Source organism: Serratia marcescens (assembly GCF_001902635.1).
In the GTDB taxonomy this organism is placed as follows: domain Bacteria; phylum Pseudomonadota; class Gammaproteobacteria; order Enterobacterales; family Enterobacteriaceae; genus Serratia; species Serratia marcescens_F.
In genome coordinates, this window is record NZ_MJAO01000009.1 from 83622 (window position 1) to 101909 (window position 18288).

At 60.3% G+C, this 18288-nt stretch carries 17 protein-coding genes; 4 read left to right on the forward strand and 13 right to left on the reverse strand.

The genetic code is table 11. From position 1 onward, the window contains the following. Window positions 1–135: 135 nt before the first annotated feature. The gene (locus tag BHU62_RS11000) at window positions 136–474 is read right to left on the reverse strand and encodes a helix-turn-helix domain-containing protein (RefSeq protein WP_073532046.1); all 339 of its coding nucleotides are present in this window, start codon (window positions 472–474) and stop codon (window positions 136–138) included. Beyond that, window positions 458–820: a type II toxin-antitoxin system RelE/ParE family toxin gene (locus BHU62_RS11005; RefSeq protein ID WP_073532047.1), complete on the reverse strand. Its 363-nt coding sequence runs from the start codon at window positions 818–820 to the stop codon at window positions 458–460. Before BHU62_RS11005 ends, BHU62_RS11000 begins: the two co-directional genes overlap by 17 nt. A gap of 190 nt (window positions 821–1010) precedes the next feature. Between BHU62_RS11005 and yjgA the strand changes: the two genes are divergently transcribed. Continuing rightward, window positions 1011–1559, forward strand: coding sequence for a ribosome biogenesis factor YjgA (yjgA, locus tag BHU62_RS11010; protein WP_019453156.1), 549 nt, complete (start codon window positions 1011–1013; stop codon window positions 1557–1559). A 30-nt stretch (window positions 1560–1589) separates the two neighbouring features. Here the strand turns inward: yjgA and BHU62_RS11015 are convergent, their stop codons facing one another. From BHU62_RS11015 to aaeX, 5 genes are all read right to left on the reverse strand, one after another. After that, entirely contained in the window at window positions 1590–1889 is a 300-nt protein-coding gene (locus BHU62_RS11015) for a barstar family protein (RefSeq protein ID WP_073532129.1), read from the reverse strand. A gap of 5 nt (window positions 1890–1894) precedes the next feature. Further along, window positions 1895–2359, reverse strand: a complete 465-nt coding sequence (locus BHU62_RS11020; protein ID WP_073532048.1) for a ribonuclease — start codon at window positions 2357–2359, stop codon at window positions 1895–1897. 281 nt (window positions 2360–2640) lie between these two features. After that, window positions 2641–4608, reverse strand: coding sequence for a p-hydroxybenzoic acid efflux pump subunit AaeB (gene aaeB / locus BHU62_RS11025; protein ID WP_073532049.1), 1968 nt, complete (start codon window positions 4606–4608; stop codon window positions 2641–2643). After that, entirely contained in the window at window positions 4608–5543 is a 936-nt protein-coding gene (gene aaeA, locus BHU62_RS11030; protein ID WP_073532050.1) for a p-hydroxybenzoic acid efflux pump subunit AaeA, read from the reverse strand. The genes aaeB and aaeA overlap by 1 nt, the downstream gene beginning before the upstream one ends. A gap of 7 nt (window positions 5544–5550) precedes the next feature. Continuing rightward, entirely contained in the window at window positions 5551–5754 is a 204-nt protein-coding gene (aaeX, locus tag BHU62_RS11035) for a p-hydroxybenzoic acid efflux pump operon protein AaeX (RefSeq protein ID WP_004936952.1), read from the reverse strand. Between the two features lie 315 nt (window positions 5755–6069). Here aaeX and aaeR point away from each other — a divergent pair, with 315 nt between their 5' ends. Then, window positions 6070–6981 carry an HTH-type transcriptional activator AaeR gene (aaeR, locus tag BHU62_RS11040; RefSeq protein ID WP_073532051.1) on the forward strand — a complete coding sequence of 304 codons (912 nt, stop codon included), beginning with the start codon at window positions 6070–6072 and terminating at the stop codon, window positions 6979–6981. Here the strand turns inward: aaeR and BHU62_RS11045 are convergent. Both BHU62_RS11045 and BHU62_RS11050 read right to left on the reverse strand, forming a co-directional pair. Then, window positions 6972–7316 carry a hypothetical protein gene (locus tag BHU62_RS11045; protein WP_073532052.1) on the reverse strand — a complete coding sequence of 115 codons (345 nt, stop codon included), beginning with the start codon at window positions 7314–7316 and terminating at the stop codon, window positions 6972–6974. The genes aaeR and BHU62_RS11045 overlap by 10 nt on opposite strands. Continuing rightward, the gene (locus tag BHU62_RS11050; protein WP_073532053.1) at window positions 7313–7588 is read right to left on the reverse strand and encodes a zinc ribbon domain-containing protein; all 276 of its coding nucleotides are present in this window, start codon (window positions 7586–7588) and stop codon (window positions 7313–7315) included. The genes BHU62_RS11045 and BHU62_RS11050 overlap by 4 nt, the downstream gene beginning before the upstream one ends. Window positions 7589–7795: 207 nt before the next feature. On the opposite strand from BHU62_RS11050, the gene BHU62_RS11055 reads away from it, so the two are divergent. Both BHU62_RS11055 and BHU62_RS11060 read left to right on the forward strand, forming a co-directional pair. Continuing rightward, entirely contained in the window at window positions 7796–8737 is a 942-nt protein-coding gene (locus tag BHU62_RS11055) for a nucleoside hydrolase (protein WP_073532054.1), read from the forward strand. A gap of 702 nt (window positions 8738–9439) precedes the next feature. Continuing rightward, the gene (locus BHU62_RS11060; RefSeq protein WP_073532130.1) at window positions 9440–11119 is read left to right on the forward strand and encodes a PglL family O-oligosaccharyltransferase; all 1680 of its coding nucleotides are present in this window, start codon (window positions 9440–9442) and stop codon (window positions 11117–11119) included. Between the two features lie 58 nt (window positions 11120–11177). Here the strand turns inward: BHU62_RS11060 and BHU62_RS11065 are convergent, their stop codons facing one another. The 4 genes from BHU62_RS11065 to yhdP all read right to left on the reverse strand — a co-directional run bounded on the left by BHU62_RS11065 (window position 11178) and on the right by yhdP (window position 18223). Next, window positions 11178–11945: a CDP-diacylglycerol diphosphatase gene (locus BHU62_RS11065; protein WP_073532131.1), complete on the reverse strand. Its 768-nt coding sequence runs from the start codon at window positions 11943–11945 to the stop codon at window positions 11178–11180. Window positions 11946–12106: 161 nt separating this feature from the next. Further along, entirely contained in the window at window positions 12107–13552 is a 1446-nt protein-coding gene (gene tldD / locus BHU62_RS11070) for a metalloprotease TldD (protein ID WP_073532055.1), read from the reverse strand. A 7-nt stretch (window positions 13553–13559) separates the two neighbouring features. Continuing rightward, on the reverse strand, window positions 13560–14420 hold the full coding sequence (gene nit1 / locus BHU62_RS11075; protein ID WP_073532056.1) for a deaminated glutathione amidase: 861 nt from the start codon (window positions 14418–14420) through the stop codon (window positions 13560–13562). Beyond that, window positions 14417–18223 (reverse strand): AsmA2 domain-containing protein YhdP, encoded by a 3807-nt coding sequence (gene yhdP, locus BHU62_RS11080; protein ID WP_073532057.1) that lies wholly within the window; start codon window positions 18221–18223, stop codon window positions 14417–14419. Before yhdP ends, nit1 begins: the two co-directional genes overlap by 4 nt. Window positions 18224–18288 lie beyond the last annotated feature (65 nt).

Below are 18288 nucleotides of genomic sequence, written 5' to 3' on the forward strand. Positions count from 1 at the left end.
CTGGAGCGGCGTAGTTGTGCACGCGGGGCCGCGCGCAAAAATCCTGAGATCTCTGCCGTTGAGTCTAACAGGAACCGCGTTGAATTTCGCATAAAGCCGAACGGCAAAGCCGGGATAACATGCAAAACCCACGCATCACTCGACGATCAGTTTTACCGACTTGCCGATATTTGCCATCATGTTGACCAACGCATCCAGCGTGAACTTCTCGGTTTTCTGATTCACCACGTCGGACACGCGCGGCCGGGAAGTGTGCAGATAACGCGCCGCCTCCTCCTGGCGATACCCCTCCTCCTCAATCCACGCGCTGATCTCACCCATCAGCTGCTTTTTCAGTGCGATAAGCTGCGCAATCTCCGCATTGGACTGCGCTTGCAATTGCCGAGCCTCGTCGGCGGAAAATCCCAGATCCGCAAACACATTGCCGCCTGCGGGCGTAACGTGGCGCGAATCGGTATCAATCGGCTTGGTCATGACCTTTACTCCGCTCATTAATGACCGCGTCATAACGCGCTTTGATTATCTGAATATCGTGGCGGCTGGTTTTCTCCGTCTTCTTCTGAAAGCTGTGCAAGACGTAGATCGCTTCGCTGAACTTTGCCACATAGACCACCCTGAATGCCCCGCCGATGGCATATAAACGGATTTCGATAACGCCGCTTCCGCAGCCGGCCATCGGTTTCCAATTACCGGGTTCCAGAGCTCTTTGCACTTTACTCAGTTCAAATCCTGCCGCTTTTCGCGCATCGATTGGAAAGGCCAGCAAATCCGCTAACGATGAACCACGCCAATCAATGGCTTTCTCGATGTCATCATCCATGAACACCACCTCATTTTGTACAAAATTTTATACAGACAAGGTGATAAAAACAACAGCACAAATTCGCAGGACGCGCGGCAAGGCGCGATAATCCCCCAACGTGGCAGCTATACTCAGTTTGCTCAGGGCACGCAATTGGCGGGTTGCCGGACAACCTGTTAGGATTAGCCTCTTTTTAACGGAGCCTACCATGAACAAACAGCCTGAAGACTGGCTCGACGATGTCCCGGAGAATGAAAACGAGGACGATGACGAGATTATCTGGGTCAGTAAAAGTGAGATTAAACGTGATGCCGAAGCGCTGAAAGACCTGGGGGCCGAAATGGTCGATCTGGGAAAAAACGCGCTGGACCGCATTCCGTTGGACGAAGATTTGCGTGCCGCTATCGAGCTGGCGCAGAAGATCAAGAAAGAAGGCCGTCGCCGTCAGCTGCAGCTGATCGGCAAGATGCTGCGCGCCCGCGATATCGAGCCGATCCAGACCGCGCTCGACAAGCTGAAAAACCGCCACAACCAGCAGGTTTCGCTGTTCCACAAATTGGAAGCGCTGCGCGACCGCCTGGTGGAAGAAGGCGATGACGCCATTCCGTCGATCCTGGATCTGTATCCGGCCGCCGATCGCCAACAGCTGCGTTCACTGGTGCGCAACGCGCAGAAAGAGAAGGCCGCCAACAAGCCGCCTAAGGCTTACCGCCAAATCTTCCAATACCTGCGCGAGCTGGCCGAAGCGGCCGACTAAGCGCCGCCGCCATCCCGGGATGAACCCGTTTCATCCCCGGTGATGTGCCGGTTCGCCGCTGCTTTCGCGGATGTTGAAGCGCAGGCCGCCTTCCAGTTCTTCCTCCGCTTCTTCAAACAGCAGGATTATCGCGCCGAAACGACGCTTGCTGCGGGCATTCAGGTGAGTGAACTCGATCTCCACCGGCAGACCGATATCGCCGGTCACTACGTCCCACAGCGCATCGAGGTTGGCGCCAAACCCTTCGTCCAACGCAAACTTGTGCGCGAAATCGCGGTAGAAGGTCGGCACATCCTGGATCTGTTCAAAATCAAACTCTACTTTTGCCATCAAACTCACTCCACACGAATGAAGTTTTTGTAATGGTCACGCGTGACGAAGATCAGACCGTCGCTCGAGTACAACAGGCGATCGGCGCCGCGCCGGCCACACTGGTAATTGATGTCCGCCTCGCGCCAAACCCGGCCGCCGGCGGTCGGCAGTTGCCCTTCACGGTTGGAGAACCGATCGCCGCCGATCGCCTTGCCCGGCAATACCGAACAAAGGTTGCCCGATCGCGGATCCCAGCCCTGCTCGCGCGCCTGCTTCTTGGTGACGTAATAGTCCGGCAACCGCTGATGCTGCTGCAGGTAACTCACCACCGTTTGCTGCTGCGTGAGCCTGTCGATGCTCTGTTGCTGCCCCGCCGGCGCCTGCACCGCCACGTTGCCGCCGACCGCGCGATGATCGGTGCCGCGCAGCGCGCTGAAGACGGCGATAACAACGGCGATGACGATCGCCAACAGAATCCGCTTGTTCATTGCATTCCCTGAATGATGTTCGCCGGAGGCGCCGCAACGCCCCCAGGCTAGTTAGGTATATAGACGACCAGGATGAAACTAAGATGACCGGCGCGTAACGTTTCTGCGGCGGCGAGGCGCTTCATCCGTTTATGTCAATGATGCCACTTTCCAGCCGTTCTGGCACTCGGAGTCTCTCTGAAAACGGTCCGCCCCCGAAGGCGCGGATCGTCGTGCCGGATACTGCTTTCAGTATAGTCGGGGAAGGCGCCGCACAGCGCGGCGCGAAAGGCGGGAACGCATCAATCGATCAAGGCGTGGCGATAGCGATGCAGCATGTCGGCCAGGCGTTTCACCGGCCCAGTGACGCTGAGGGGCGCCTGATTGTCCACCAGCTTCTGCTGGTACTCGTTCATTTCGCCCAGCAAGCGATCGTAGTAATAGGCGCGCTTGACGTCGTTCTTGGCCGACACCACCCGATCGGCGGTGCTGCGGATCTGGCGGTGGAAGGCCGACAGCTCTTCGCTGACCGGGATTTCCGCCCGCTGCATGCGCTGGTGGGCGATGATCAGGTTCAGCGCCAGCCGGTACTTGGCGATGTCGTTCGGGAACATCATCAGCAGCTGGTTAAGTTGCTGATACAGCGCAGGCAGGTGGTTCTGCCGACGGCGTGCCGCCTTGGTGGTCAGCGCCGACACCGCACTGCCGACGAACTGGTTGAGCAGCGTGCGGCCGGTGCGCTCGCGCGAATTGTCGCGGATCAGCAGCAGCACCATCAGCCCAACGCAGCTGCCGAGGAACTGGCCGAGCGCACCGTCGAGGAACTGGGTGACGTTGAACTCCATCGGGTTGCTCAGCACCAGAATGTTGATGGTCCCCGCCAGCAGCCCCAGCGAACCAAGCCGCCGCTTCTGCACCTCGATGCCGATGAAAAACGCCAGCAGGCCGAGGCTGAGGCACAGCAGCAAAATGCTCTGCTGCGTCGCCGGCAGGATCACCATGAAGAACAGGGAACCAACCGGGATCGCTGCCAGCATGCCCAGCACGAAATCCATCGCCACCATGCGCGGCGCCGGGGTGCGCATCGCCAGCGAGGTGATCACCGCGATGATCACCATAAAACCGCTGCCGGACGTCCAGCCGGTCCACAGCCACAGCAGGCTGCCGAAGGCCGTCGCCACAAAGGTGCGCAGGCCGTTGATCATCGCGTGATGCCCTTCCGCCGAGGTCGGCTTGACCACGGTTTCATTGCTCAACACGCCCTCTTCCACTGCGCTGATGCTGCCGTTGGTGTGCACGCCTTTCGACAGCAGCAGGTAGCGCGTCGCCGCGCCGACCCAACTGGTGAGGGTCGACAGCGTCTCATCGGAGCGATGCGTGGTCAGCACCTGACGCAACAGCTTCATGCGCTTGTGGATCTCCTGCGGGGTTTCCGCCGGCAGCATCAATTGCTCGCGCAGGCTTTCTTGCAGCGCGTCTGGGTGATTCAGCAGGATCAGGTAGGTTTCGCAGGCCTGGGTGATCAACGTCAGCGACAGCGTATGCAGCGCCTTCACCCGGCGGTTGACCTTCTGCCAACGCGAGGACTCCATCATCAGGTTGTTGCGCATACCATCCAGCGCCGTGGTGCTCTTCACCAAATTGCTCCAGGCTCGATCGATGTCCTCTTTGTCGGCGTTGCTGATGCACATCTGCATCAGGCGATACTGATCCACCAGCAGCTGATCCACCGCCCGATCGATGTCCTGCTTAATCGAACGCGGCGAGAACAGCAGATCCGCCAACACGGCGCTGACGATCCCCAAAACGATCTCGCTGCAACGCTCGATGGCGAACTGCGGCGCTTCCAGCAGATGAGCCTCGCTGCTGGCGACCGTCACGATGATGATCAGCGCGGTATAACCGGCCAGGCCCCAGGCGTAGGAGTTCTCTACCTTGATCAACGAAGATATCCAGGTACAAAAACCGGCCCAAATGCAGCACAGCAGCAGCATCACCACCGGCGCGCGGGCGGTGGTGATGATAATGATCAGGCCGACGAAGCAGCCGATAAAGGTGCCGATGATGCGCAACCAGCCGCGGTGACGGATGGCGCCGGAGAAGGGCTCACCGCCGGCGGCGAAGGCCGGGCCGGCGGCGACGATGGCCGCGGTCATCGCCGACCAACGCGGGGTTTCCAAATTGAGATGGAAGCCGACGAACAGCGCAAACACAATCGCGAAGCTGAGTTTGAAGGCAAATCTCAGCCGGATAAAGGTTGGGCTGTTCATTAGCCGAACTCACGCAGCCGGTGCATCAGGCGCACAAAAGGCGAACCGCTGTCGGCATTGCGATCGTTCTGGCCGACGATCACCACGGTGGCGGTGGTGCCGGCCGGGTACGGATGTTGTTGATCCTTGGCGTCCAGCAGGATCTTCACCGGCACGCGTTGCGCCAGGCGCACCCACTCCAGGTTGCTGTCGATCGAGGCCAGCCCTTTGCTGTTGACCGTGCTGCTGCTGTTGTTCACCGCCGCCGCCACGCTGTCGACGGTGCCGTGCATAATGCGGTTGCTGCCGAGCGGGGTGATCTCCGCACGATCGCCCTTGTTCAGGCCGTTCAGCTTGGTCTCTTCCAGATACGCCAGGATGTAGAAGGAGTCTTTTTTCACCAATGCCACCGCCACCGAACCGCGGGTGATGTATTCACCGGCGTGCACGTTAAGGTTGGTGATCCAACCATCGGCCGGGGCGCGCACCGTGGTGCGTTCCAGATCCAGCTGCGCCAGCTCACGCGCCGCCACGGCCTTCGCCAGCTGGTGTTGCACGGTCTGCAGCGAGTTGTTCGACTGATCGATCTCTTCCTGCGACATCGCCTGCACGCCCAATTTCACGCGGCGGCCGGCCTCACGCCGCTTCTCCGCCGCCAGCGTCTGATAGTAAGCGACGTCGGCACCGGCCTCCGCCAGCGCCTGTTCATAGCGCGGCCGATCGACCACGAACAGCACCTGCCCTTTCTTCACCAGCTGGTTGTCCACCACCGGCACTTCGGTCAGCAGGCCGCTGACGTCCGGGGCGATCGCCACCACGTCGGCGGTGAACTTGGCGTCACGCGTCCACGGCGACTCGGTGTAAAACACCCACGCCTTGAACACGGCGGCAATGCCCAGCAACACAAGAATCAGAGTGATCGCGATTCGGGTTATTTTTATCGAAAAATTTTTCACAGCGACCTCAAACAAAAAGACATGAAATCAGATAGAACAGGCAGCAATACAGCGCGGTGTTAAACAGCGCCGGATGCCAGACAAAGTCGTAAATCCCCGTAGGCTGTAGCAGGCGTCGCAGCAGGAAGAACAACGCCAGCGACACCAACAGCTCGAAGAACACCGGCGGAAACGACAGTCCGAAGATGACCATAACCGGAAGCAAACTCATCACTTTTTCCTTATTGTTTACTGCGCCGGGAGATAACAGGTCTTGCCATTCACATTCTCTTTACATTTTAGCGTGCGCGCGCCACAAATCTTGACCAGACAGCTTGTCCGGGCCACGAACCTGAAAAAAGGGTAAACTTTGGGGCTGACATCCACGACAGGGATTGCGAGGGTGCCGGAGGGAGCGGCAGGATTGCGTCGCCGCTCGCTCTCGCACGTTGGTAAGGTCTATTCACCCGACCACGTTATATTAGCCTGCTTACTATCAAGGCATCAACAATCTGTGATCTAAATCACTTTTAAGCCAGAGTGAATAATGGAACGATTAAAACGGATGTCGGTATTCGCCAAAGTGGTTGAGTTCGGGTCGTTTACCGCGGCCGCGCGCCAACTCGATATGAGCGTTTCGTCGATCAGCCAAACCGTCTCGAAACTGGAAAATGAACTGCAGGTCAAGCTGTTGAACCGCAGTACGCGCAGCATCGGCCTGACCGAAGCCGGCAAAATCTACTATCAAGGCTGCCGGCGCATGCTGCAGGAAGTCAGTGAAGTGCATGAGCAGCTGTTCGCGTTTAACAATACGCCCACCGGCACGCTGCGCATCGGCAGCTCATCCACCATGGCGCAAAACGTGCTGGCGAACATGACCGCCGAGATGATGAAAGAGTACCCGGGCCTGACGGTCAACCTGGTGACCGGCATACCGGCTCCGGATCTGATCGCCGACGGGCTGGATCTGGTGATCCGCACCGGCGCACTGCAGGACTCCAGCCTGTTCTCCCGCCGCCTGGGGCAAATGCCGATGGTGGTGTGCGCCGCCAAAAGCTACCTGAGCCAGCACGGCACGCCACAGAAGCCAAGCGATATGGTCAATTTCTCCTGGCTGGAGTACAGCGTGCGGCCCGACAGCGAATTTGAGCTGATCTCGCCGGAGGGCATCACCACACGCATTTCACCGCAGGGGCGCTTCGTGACCAACGATTCCTCTACCATGATCCGCTGGCTGAAAAACGGTGCCGGCATCGCTTACGCCCCGCTGATGTGGGTGATCGAAGAGATCAAGCGCGGCGAGATCGAGATCCTGTTCAAAAGCTACCATTCGGATCCGCGGCCAATCTACGCGCTCTACACCGAGAAGGACAAGCTGCCGCTGAAGGTACAGGTGTGCATCAACTACCTGACCGACTATTTCGAACGCGTGACGGCGGTCTATCAGGGTTATCGCTGAGCGGCACTTAAGTAGCGGTGCGCCAGCGCGCCGAGCAGCATCAGCGCCAACATGCCCACTCCCCATAGCAGCCAGACGGCGTAGCCCGCCCAGTTCAGCAGCAGAGGAAAGTCGCTCGCCAGCCCACTGCCCAGCTGTTTCAGCCACGGCAGCCAGGCGTCCAACATCGTCTGCGGCACCAGGCTCAGCACGCCGTTCATCGGCAACTGTGCGCCGCCGACCGCCTCCGCCAACGCAGGAAGCCAGGTCAGCACGCCGGCTATGCCCCAGGCCAGCAGCGTCCACAGCGCCATGGCGCCCAGCAGCAGCGCTATCGTCCAACCGCCCCTGCTCACGGCACACCGCCGCCGCACTGCGGGCAAAAACGGCTGCCCGGCGGCAGTGGCGCGGCGCACTGTCCGCAGCTGGCGCTTATCGCGGCAAACGGCTGGCCGCAGCGATGGCAAAAGCGCGCCCCCGGTTTATTCACCGCCTGGCATTCCGGGCACTGCGGCCCCTGCCCGCCATGCTGGTTATAGCGGTTGCCATGATGCCCGCCGCGGTGACCCGCGCGCTGGTGGCCGCCGTTAACACCACCTTGCCCCAACAATCTTTTCAGTAAGCTCATCCCACCTCTCCTCTGTACATTGACGCTGAACCTCACTGTAAACCCTGGAGTAAACTCCAGGGTAAAGCCTGACGACGAGGATTTACGTTTCATTACATCAACAAAACGGCAAGGCTTTGATCATGTTAACAAAATCACCATCGGTATTACCCCACGCCAGCGCGCTGCGTTATGCTGCGGAAACCTCTCCCTGCATCAGGAATAACCATGAAAAAAATCATACTGGACTGTGACCCGGGGCATGACGACGCCATCGCCCTGCTGTTGGCCTGGGGCAATCCGCAGATCGACCTGCTGGCGGTCACCACCGTGGTGGGTAACCAGACGCTGGATAAAGTGACGCGCAACGCGCTGGCGGTGGCGCGCATCGCCAATATCACCGGCGTGCCCTTCGCCGCCGGTTGCCCGCGCCCGTTGGTGCGCAATATCGAAGTGGCGCCCTACATTCACGGCGATTCCGGCCTGGATGGCCCGGTGCTGCCGGAACCCCACCTGCAGTTAGACCCGCGCCACGCGGTGGATCTGATCATCGATACCGTGATGGCCCACCCGCCCGGCAGCGTGACGCTGGTGCCGACCGGCGGCCTGACCAATATCGCCATGGCGGTGCGCAAAGAACCGCGCCTTGCCGAACGGGTCAAGGAAGTGGTGCTGATGGGCGGCGGCTATCATGTGGGCAACTGGAGCGCGGTGGCGGAATTCAATATCAAAATCGACCCCGAAGCGGCGCACATCGTCTTTAACGAAAAATGGCCGTTGACCATGGTTGGCTTGGATCTCACCCACCAGGCGCTGGCCACACCGGCGGTCTGCGAACGCATCGTCGCCCTCGGCACCGGGCCGGCCAAATTCGTCGGCGAACTGCTGGAATTCTTTGGGCGCATGTACCAGCAAGCGCAAGGTTTCAGTGCCCCGCCGGTACACGATCCTTGCGCGGTAGCCTACGTGATCGATCCGACCGTGATGACGGTACGTAAAGCGCCGGTGGATATCGAGCTGACCGGCACCCTGACGTTGGGCATGACGGTCGCGGACTTCCGCGCGCCGCCGCCGCCGGATTGCCACACCCAGGTGGCAGTCAAACTGGATCAGGATAAGTTCTGGGATCTGGTGGTGGATGCGCTGACGCAAATTGGCGAGGTGGAGTGAAGTTTACGAAACAGGGATTAACGCGCTTTCACAGGCGCGTTAGCCGGCATTATGGTGGGCCGTTAGGCTATGCGCGTTATTATCACCTTGTAAAAGAGGCAAGAAAAATCCTATTAAATAATAAAATAAACGAAACAAAAAAGAGTTAATAATAAATAAAACACCCAAGAACAATCCGAGTTAAAATAAAAAGACAACGTCAAAGACAATCATTAAAAAACGGCAGTAAAAGCAGATAAAATAGATTGCAACTTTCGCGCCGTCATTGACAGCACAGATTTAACAGGAAAATGCCTAAATCATTACCCTCGACGCCTGAACACCTACGAGACCACCGTCGTCGCGTACTGCAATGCCCCTTCAGAATGAAAAGTTAACGAATTGAATTTTATGATTAAAAAAATAAAAAACATTAAAAATTGACTGAAATGCAATCAATTTGCGAAAATGACCGACCTGTTTGCATAACCCACAGCGGCGCCTTTAGCGGGTTAATACTTACGACCTTACTTTACTTATTCAGGGCATTGCCCCGTAGCGTCGCGGCAAAGATTAATTATTTTTTAGCATGAACACCGTTTCAATTTCCCATAATCGCGTGAGGATTGAGACATAGGAATAACTCCGACGCCAGGATAAAAGGATAGGGAATAATCAAAAAATGCATTCGATAAACGATACTGGCGCATGGCGAATTTTACCATGACAGATAAAACCTCCGTTAACACACTGACAACCGCCGTACTGACCCTGCTGCTGATCTGGATGGCGGTGATCCTGCCGCTCTATCAGCCCAACATGGGTGGCGGCGGGCTGGCACTGCCGCAAAATATTCTGGCTTGGGGCACCATGGCGCTGACAACGCTGATGGTGGCTTTCAGCGCTTGCGTTGGCCACACCCGTCTTTCGCTTACCCCCACCGCACGTCTGTTGCTTCTCGGTATCGCGGTGCTGGCGCTGCCGCTGCTGTATACCCGCCCCGAGTGGCGCGAAGGCGCCCTGTGGCGCTGTGCAGGCCTGCTTGGCGGCTGGCTGTTTTATGTCGCCTGTCTGCAACTGCGCGTGACAGCCCAACAGCGCAGCCTGTTGCTGTACGGTCTGCTGTTTGCCGTTAGCATTCAGGCGCTGCTGGCGGCGCTGCAGCTGTTCGCCCCTACGCTGGCCTGGGTCGCCCCCAACGGCGACCGGGTCTACGGCGTCTTTCAACAACCGAACGTGCTCGGCAGCTTTATCGCCACCGGGCTGGCGCTGGCACTCTGGTTGCTGCTTGCCGCCGCCGCACCGGCACGGCGGCGGCACATTCCCTTACTCGCGCTGCTGGTCGCTTTCTCCACCCTACTGGTACTGATCCAGTCGCGCGCCGCCTGGCTGGGCGGCGCATTGGCGGCGGCACTGCTGCTGTGGCGCTTTGCCCGCCATCGTCCGGTCGATTGCCGCCTGGCCTGCGGCGCGCTGCTGTTGGGCGCGGCATTCGGTTTGGTGATACTGCTGACCGGATTTGGTCTGGATGCAAAAATCGGTTTTATCAACCGCTGGGACTCCAGCGGCGCGCGTCTGACCATGCTGCACGACGCCGGCGCGATGATCCTGACCAAACCGCTGCAGGGCTGGGGGTACGGCGGCTTTGAATACAGCTTCGCGCATTTTCGTTTGCAGGAAATACCATGGCGAAAAGTGCTGGAAGTCGCCGGGCACCCGCACAATGAAATCCTGCTGTGGTGGGTGGAGGGCGGCCTGCCGGCACTGGCGGGTATCATGATCATTCTCACCGCCGGCGCGCTGTTGGTGAAACGCGCCTGGCGACGGGACCGCGAGCAACCGGGCGGCGCACGCGTCGGGCTGTTTCTGGTGCTGCTGCCAATGCTGGTGCACAGCCAGCTGGAATACCCCTTCTATCTGTCTATACCGCACTGGCTGGCGTTTCTGCTGCTGCTGGCGCTGCTGGATAGCCAAACCGGCGAGTTCCGCCCGGTGCCGTTCTCCAAAGCACTGAGCCTGCCGGTGGCGATGGCGGCGGCCGGCGTACTGGTGATGGCGCTCTTCGCCTGGCAGGGGCGCATGGCGTTAACCCAGTCGGAGCGCACCATGCTGGCGACTATCGACAGTATCGAACGCATGTCGCCGCCGGCCGCCTGGATTTATCGGGAGCGCAAAACCTTCGACGAGCAATCTCACGCGCTGCTGGTCTATAACCAAACGCGCGATGACGCCCTGCTGACCGATTATCGGCGTTGGGCAGACGCCTATCTGCAGCGCCGCATCGACGCCAACGTCTACGCCACGCTGATCATGATTTTGCGTTATCAGGGCGCTCAGGCGGAGGCCGATGCCCGACTGCGTGAGGCCGCTTTCTTGTTTACGTGGGATGCGCGTTTCAGGTAGGAGGGGATGGAGTGAGAGCTTGCCGCTCTCCTCTGCATAATAACCCTACGCATCGACATTAACGCGGCAAAATCGCGCACTCTTTATCCAGCAGCGATTCTACCGAGGCGCGATTGCCAACGTCCCAGCCACGCTTCGAGGCCAGCAAGATAAACCCTCGTTGGCCGGCAAACGAGGTCGGGACGACGGCCACGCCATATTCCGCCAACTGCTGCGGCGACAGATGAAAATAATCCGCGACGTCCTTAATCGGGTAAATACCCATCGCGGCCGGCTGCATCACGCGGCGAGCATAGTAGGTGTGGCGCAACAGCTTATCCGGCAAGGGGCGCCATTGATCCTGTATGTAAGGGCGCTCCGCTTGCAGCTGGCGCCGCACATCCTCACGCAGGCAGGTCAGGTGAATATGCAATTGGTTCTGGCTGCGGCCGTAAGCGGAGTTGATCGCCATACCCAGCTTATCGTCCGGTACCGGTTTACCATACTCGGCGGCCAGCCGGTAACGCATCAGCCACGCATAGCCAAAATAGTCCGTGCGTTCCCCGGCCAGCAGCTGCGGGCTTTCAATGCCAGAGAGCGGCGCCGTCGGCACCAGAATGAAGTGATAGGGATAACGCGGGTTTTGCAGCACGCTGAAGCCCTGCTCTTTCCCCTGCGGCATATAAATCTGCTCACACGGGGCCGGATCGCGCTTTTGCTGATAGTTAGCCATGCAAAGCTTATCGACCACGCCCCACAGCGCATCGGAACGGGCGCAGCCCGTCAGGGACAAGATCCCCAGTAAAAACAGCCAACGCCAGGTGGATAAAGCCAAACGCGCCTTCATCGTATTGTTCTGTTTTTTCGCCACGTCAATTTCATTCCATCACTTCGTGCAGGCACGCCTGCAGGGCTGCGGCGTCCTGCCGCGCTTAGCGTTACGAATGCGAGAAAGACCGCAAAATGGGGAGTTTTTAAGGGGCCAACGCCTGGCCCCTTGAGGAGTGATTACGCCGTGCCGCCGACGGTCAGCGTATCCAGTTTCAGCGTCGGCTGGCCGACGCCCACCGGCACGCTCTGGCCTTCCTTGCCGCACACGCCCACGCCTTTATCGATCGCCAGATCGTTGCCAACCATCGAGATCTGCTGCATCGCCTCGATACCGGAACCGATCAGCGTCGCCCCTTTCACCGGTTTGGTGATGCGGCCCTTCTCGATCAGGTAGGCTTCGGTGGTGGAGAACACGAACTTGCCGGAGGTGATGTCCACCTGGCCGCCGCCAAAGTTCGGCGCATACAGGCCGTACTCAACGCTGGCGATGATATCTTCCGGCGTCGATTTGCCCGCCAGCATGTAGGTATTGGTCATGCGCGGCATCGGCAGATGCGCATAGGACTCGCGGCGGCCGTTGCCGGTCGGCGCGACGCCCATCAGCCGCGCGTTGAGTTTGTCCTGCATATAGCCTTTCAGCACACCGTTTTCGATCAGCACGTTGTACTGACCCGGCACGCCTTCGTCGTCGATCGCCAACGAACCGCGGCGCCCTTGCAGAGTGCCGTCATCCACCACGGTGCACAGCTCAGAGGCCACCAGCTCGCCCATATGGCCGCTGAACACCGAGGTGCCGCGCCGGTTGAAGTCGCCTTCCAGACCGTGTCCCACCGCTTCGTGCAACAACACGCCCGGCCAGCCGGCCCCCAGCACCACCGGCATATTGCCGGCCGGCGCAGCCACGGCGCCAAGATTAACCAACGCCATGCGCACCGCTTCTTTGGCGTAGGCGTCGGCACGCACATCGCCGTCGGCGGTTTCCAGGAAATAGTCATAACCGAAACGGCCGCCGCCGCCGCTGGAACCGCGTTCGCGCTTGCCGTCTTGCTCCACCAGCACGCTGACGGAGAGGCGCACCAGCGGGCGCACGTCCGCCGCCAACGTGCCGTCGGTAGCGGCGACCAACACCTGCTCGTAAACGCCAGTGATGCTGGCGCTCACCTCCTGTACCCGCGCGTCGGCGGCGCGCGCCACCTTGTCAACGCGGTGCAGCAGAGCGATTTTCTCTTCGCGCGGCAGGCTTTGCAGCGGGTCAAGCAGCGGATACAGCGCCCGGTAGCCGATCTCACCCAGGGTGTGCGTGCGCCCGTCGCCCTGTTCGCGCACGATGCTGCGCGCCGCCTGGGCGCTCTGCTGCAGCGCATTCAGGGTGATCTGATCGGCATAGGCGAAACCGGTCTTCTCGCCGCTGACGGCGCGCACACCGACGCCCTGATCGATATTGTAAGAGCCATCCTTGATGATGCCGTCTTCAATCACCCAGGCTTCGTGATAACTGGACTGGAAGTAGAGATCGGCGTAATCGATACGGCGTTCTGCCAGTTGACCCAGTACCGAGTACAGGTCTTGATGACTCAGCTTGTTGGTAGCGAGTAACTGCTCACTGACAAACGTCAGGCTCATAATGGTTTCACTCTTGATTGGAGGATAACGTGTCAGACGGCGCCGTCAGCGACGTCTGGAATCGATTGTGCTGCAACACCGGCATCTGCTGCCGCAGGGTTTGCAGGCTTGCGGTGTCCACACGCACCTTCAGCGCCGCCACGGCGTCCGCATTCTCGGCCAGCACCTTGCCCCAGCCGTCGACAGCCAGCGAGTGGCCCCAGGTATGGCGGGTCGGCCCGTGCCGCCCCACCTGTGCCGGCGCCAGGATCATGCACTGGTTCTCAATTGCCCGGGCGCGCAACAGGATTTCCCAATGCGCTTCGCCGGTCACCCGGGTAAAGGCCGCCGGTACCGAAATCAGTTCAGCGCCCTGCGCCCGCAGCGCCTGGAACAACGCGGGGAAACGCAGATCGTAGCATATGGTCATGCCCAAGCGCCCGACCGGCGTATCCACGACCGTCAGATGTTGCCCATGCTGATAAGTATCCGACTCGCGGTAATGGCCGTGCGCATCGTTGATGTCCACATCGAACATATGCAGTTTGTCGTAGCGAGCGCGGATCTCGCCTTGATCGTCGAACAACAGGCTGCTGCTGGTGATACGCTCCGGGTTTTCTCGGCTGATCAGCGGCATGGAGCCCACCAGCAGCCACACGCCATAACGGCGCGCCAGCTCGCGCACCGCGCTCTGCAGCGGGCCGTCGCCCTGTGTTTCCGCCTGTTGGCGATAGGCCGCAGAATTGGCGAACAACAGCGCGTTCTCCGGCGTCATGACCAGTTTTACCCCGGCATTGAGCTGCTTGATCTGCTGTTCAATCTGGGCCAGGTTATCGCGCACCTGATCGCCGCTGCACAACTGCAACAACGCAACGTTAGCATTCCTCATGACGCCTTATCCTCCTTTGGCTTACGCAGTACCTCGTTGATCTTCGGTTGGTCGAGATCGCCGCCGATATGGTAGCGAATCAGCGAAATCTTGCTCCACAGCGGCCCCAGCACCTGCGAGGCGGCAAACACCGCCGCGCCGACGATCGGGTTGACGACAAACGCCGTGGCCACGCCGACGGTCGCCGAAATCGCCGGCGCCACCACCGCTTCCATATCGATGCGGCGGCGCGCCAAGTCGATCTGACCACTCATGGCGATGTCCGCCGCCAGCCCGTCGATCAACAGATTGTCGGTATGCATTATGCCATCTTTCAGCCAGGCGGTACTGCGGATGGAATCAAAGTAGAAGCCTTTGCCGAAGGTATCGCTGAAATCGAACTGCAGCTTGCGCAGCAGGGCGTCGAAGCTGACCAGCCGCAGTAGCTGGCCGGCACGGCCGCCCCCCATGCTCTCGATCTCGCCCTTGCCCATCTTGGCCTGCAACGCGCCGCTCAGCGTATTGATCTGCGGCTGCCACGGTGCGCCGTGCCAGTAAAGATCGAAGTCCACATCGTAAGGGGCCCCTTTCAGCGGCGTGGTGATGCCGAAGAACGCGGCGGTTTCATCGATCTTGCCGCCGAGCAGCTTGCCTTTCAATGAGCTGCGCTCTTCCTGCGCGTTCTGCTTCCACAGGCCGCTGGCGGTCATGCGCCCTTTGCCGGTGTCGACCAGGCCGTGATCCAGCGTCAGGGTGTCGCCACGATTGGTCAGATCGGCCTCGACCTTGCCGAAGTTCTGCCCCAGCACCCAGCACGACTTGCAACGCAGCATCAGCGAAGGCCAATCGCGGAAGGAGATTCTCTCCGTCGGCGGCGGCGGCGGGGTACCCGAGGCGCTTTTCGTCTCGGTGAATTGCGGGTTGTAATACAGATAGTTGATGTCGGCGCGCCACGGCCCGCGATCGGCCACCCGCAGGCTGCCGTCCACTTCGTCGCTTTTGGCGCTCACCAGCGTACCGCCCAGCTGTTTTTCGGCCGACAGCGTCAGCTTATGCCAGGCTTGGCCGCCCAGCAGCAGTTGCGGCGTGGTCAGCGCCACCGTGGTCGGGAAGCTGAAGCCGCCCACCTGGCCGGCGCTGCCGCCCTGTTTCAGCGCCGGCGCCAACAGCGCCAGCCATTTCTCGCCGTCCAGCGCCGGCAGGTTCAGCGTCATCGACTTGCCTGCCGGCAGCGGCGGCGTACCGCCACCGTTGGTTTGCCAGGCGCCGCGTGCCAGATTCACCTGTTTCTTGTCGAAGCTCCACTCGCTGTTAAAGCTGTTCTGTTTGCCCGCGCTGCCGGTCAGCATGAAGCCGTTCAGGCCGCCTTTGACCTTGACGTTCACCGGCAACGCCTCTCCCGGCACTTTGTCCAACGGCGAAGGTAAGTGACTGCTTACTTTCTTCAGATCCGCGTCGAGAGCGACATCGTAGCTGGCCGCCCCCTGGTGCGGTAACGTGATGGCCACCTGGCTCTGCCAGGGCGCGCTGCCGCTCAACGCATCCGCGGCATCCTTCGGTAAACCGGGGAACTTGCCCGGCTGCCAGTCGCCCTTCAGGCCGACGTTGACCTTGTAGTCGCGCTCGCCTTCCTGCGTGGTAAAGTTAATCGCCACCGGCTGCCCAAACCAGTTGGCCGACAGGATGTCACTCTGCAGCGTGCCGTTGTCGAAACGGAATTTGCCGCTGACCTTTTGCAGTTCGCTTTCCAGCGGCTTTATCAGCAACGCATTGTTGTTTAGCGCCACTTCACCGGTGGCTCTGACCTGCTCGCCATTCAGGGGGATATCCAGATGTAAGCGCCCACTGACATCACCGCCGATCTGCAACTGCTCCAGCGCCGCCCCCAGTGAATCGTGCAGCGGCGTCTGCATGAAATAGTCATGCACGTCGCTTCCCGCGCCCGCCACCTCGGCGTCGATCAACAACCGCTCTTTCAGGTAATCCGGGATCACCGCGCTGATGTTCTTGCCCGCCACCTTGCCCAGCCGGGTTTGCGGCGCATGCATCCACAGCCCTTCATTGGCGAAATCGAGGTCGATCGCCAGATCGGTCAGCGCCGGCCAGCCCGGTTGGAACTGGAAGGTGGCATGACGCAGCGGCACGAAGACTTCGAACTGCCCTTCGTTTTTACGGTATGGGAAATGCTGCGGATCGCCAGAATAAATCAGCGTGGCGTTATCCACCTGGCCGCCCTGAATGGCGCCGCTGAGGTAATCCACCAGATGCTTGCCCATCAGCGGTTCAGGGAAATAGCGCCAGGCGTCGGCGCCGTCATACAGGCGGATGCCCGCCAGAATGTTCAGCCACGGATCGCCCTTGGCCGGCTGCTGATAGCGGAAGTCGCCGTTGACCCACAGCGACTTCGCCTTGACGTCCAGCCCTTGGCTCGCCAGCTCCCAGCCCTGATCGTTGTAACGCCAGGTCAGCGCGCCACGCGCGCTGCTGACTTCAAGCGGCGCGCGGAACATGTCGCCGTAAGGCAAGGTGCTGTCGTGCAGGCCCAGCGTCAGACGGCCGCTCTCCACCCCGCCGCTCAGCGCGCCGGAGAAGTGGTTGACACCCGGCAGCAGCTGCCAGCGTTGCCAGCTGACATCGCGCCACAGCGCCTGGAAACGGCTCTTTTCCGGCTGCTTCATCGGGATGTCCAGCGCCAGCGCTTCCAGCTGGCCCTGCGGCTGCAGATCGTTCCAGCGATCGAGCACGTCCGGGCTGAGGAACGAGAAGGTCGGCAGCAGCGCCGACAGACGCTCCAGCTGAATATGGGTCGCACGCACCCGCAGCTCTTCATTCTGGGCCGGCCCCATGAATTCGGTATTTTCCGGCAGCCACAGGGCGGAAAGCGTCCCCAGCGGCCACGCCTGGCCGTCGGTGCTCAACCGCAGCTGCGGCACGTCGAGCAGCCAGCCGGTGCCCTGGCGGTGCAGCGACAGCGCCAGATTATCGACATCCAGCCGATGCTGCGCGGCGCCGGTGCCCCAATTGGCTGTCCCCTGCTTGAGCAACGCATTGCCGCCGGCGATCTCGCCGTTTTGCACCTGCAGCCAGGCCGCCAGGCTGAAGTCAGCACTTTCCAGCCCGGTGTTGGCGCGCAGCCAGCGGGTAAACCAGGGTTTCATGTCGATGTTGTCGGCCTGCAGATAGACCGTACCGGTATCCAGCAGCCCCTGATGATCGCGCAGATCCATGCGCAGCTGCACCACGCCGTGCTGACCGTTCAGCGTCGACAGGCTGATCTGCCCCTCAGCGCGGTGGCGGTCGCGACTGTTGAGCCAGGTGAGCTGGGGAATGTCGAATTCGGCGCGCGCGCCGGCGGGCGTCAGGAACGAAACGCGGCTGTCGCGCAGATCGAAATGGTCGAGCTGGCGCAGCAACAGATCGCTGACTTTACCCGGCTCAATGCCCTCGCCCTGCTGGTCGCCGCCCAGCGTGGCGTTCAGATCGAGCCGAAATTGATAGAAGGTGAGATCGCGAAACTGCCAGCGCCAGTGCAGCAGCGACTGCCATACGTCCAGCGCCAGCGTCACGCGTTCGATATGGAGATCGCTTTTGGGCAGCGTGGCGCTCAGGTTGCGCATTTCCAACGTCGGGCCGAACGTTTCCCAACTGCCTTGCACGAAATCCATTCGCACGGGCACGCCGGACAGCTTCTCCACCTGCGCCAGCAGTTGGGGACGGTAGTCGTTCAGCTTCGGCAGCATCAGGCGCAGCCCGCTGATCAGCAGCGCCACAATCACAATTAGGGTGGCGCCTGTTGCTAACAAAATCCCAGGCAGTCGCCTCACGCAGTTCTCCTTGCTCCGCTGCCTGGCAACGGGAATATCTATGCACTGACGGGCCCGGCACGCCG

What these genes read in the sequence shown, in the direction of transcription:
- BHU62_RS11000 (WP_073532046.1), bottom strand. Translation starts at nt 474, where the DNA reads ATGACCAAGCCGATTGATACCGATTCGCGCCACGTTACGCCCGCAGGC.
- BHU62_RS11005 (WP_073532047.1), bottom strand. Translation starts at nt 820, where the DNA reads ATGGATGATGACATCGAGAAAGCCATTGATTGGCGTGGTTCATCGTTA.
- yjgA (WP_019453156.1), top strand. Translation starts at nt 1,011, where the DNA reads ATGAACAAACAGCCTGAAGACTGGCTCGACGATGTCCCGGAGAATGAA.
- BHU62_RS11015 (WP_073532129.1), bottom strand. Translation starts at nt 1,889, where the DNA reads ATGGCAAAAGTAGAGTTTGATTTTGAACAGATCCAGGATGTGCCGACC.
- BHU62_RS11020 (WP_073532048.1), bottom strand. Translation starts at nt 2,359, where the DNA reads ATGAACAAGCGGATTCTGTTGGCGATCGTCATCGCCGTTGTTATCGCC.
- aaeB (WP_073532049.1), bottom strand. Translation starts at nt 4,608, where the DNA reads ATGAACAGCCCAACCTTTATCCGGCTGAGATTTGCCTTCAAACTCAGC.
- aaeX (WP_004936952.1), bottom strand. Translation starts at nt 5,754, where the DNA reads ATGAGTTTGCTTCCGGTTATGGTCATCTTCGGACTGTCGTTTCCGCCG.
- aaeR (WP_073532051.1), top strand. Translation starts at nt 6,070, where the DNA reads ATGGAACGATTAAAACGGATGTCGGTATTCGCCAAAGTGGTTGAGTTC.
- BHU62_RS11050 (WP_073532053.1), bottom strand. Translation starts at nt 7,588, where the DNA reads ATGAGCTTACTGAAAAGATTGTTGGGGCAAGGTGGTGTTAACGGCGGC.
- BHU62_RS11055 (WP_073532054.1), top strand. Translation starts at nt 7,796, where the DNA reads ATGAAAAAAATCATACTGGACTGTGACCCGGGGCATGACGACGCCATC.
- BHU62_RS11060 (WP_073532130.1), top strand. Translation starts at nt 9,440, where the DNA reads ATGACAGATAAAACCTCCGTTAACACACTGACAACCGCCGTACTGACC.
- BHU62_RS11065 (WP_073532131.1), bottom strand. Translation starts at nt 11,945, where the DNA reads ATGAAGGCGCGTTTGGCTTTATCCACCTGGCGTTGGCTGTTTTTACTG.
- tldD (WP_073532055.1), bottom strand. Translation starts at nt 13,552, where the DNA reads ATGAGCCTGACGTTTGTCAGTGAGCAGTTACTCGCTACCAACAAGCTG.
- nit1 (WP_073532056.1), bottom strand. Translation starts at nt 14,420, where the DNA reads ATGAGGAATGCTAACGTTGCGTTGTTGCAGTTGTGCAGCGGCGATCAG.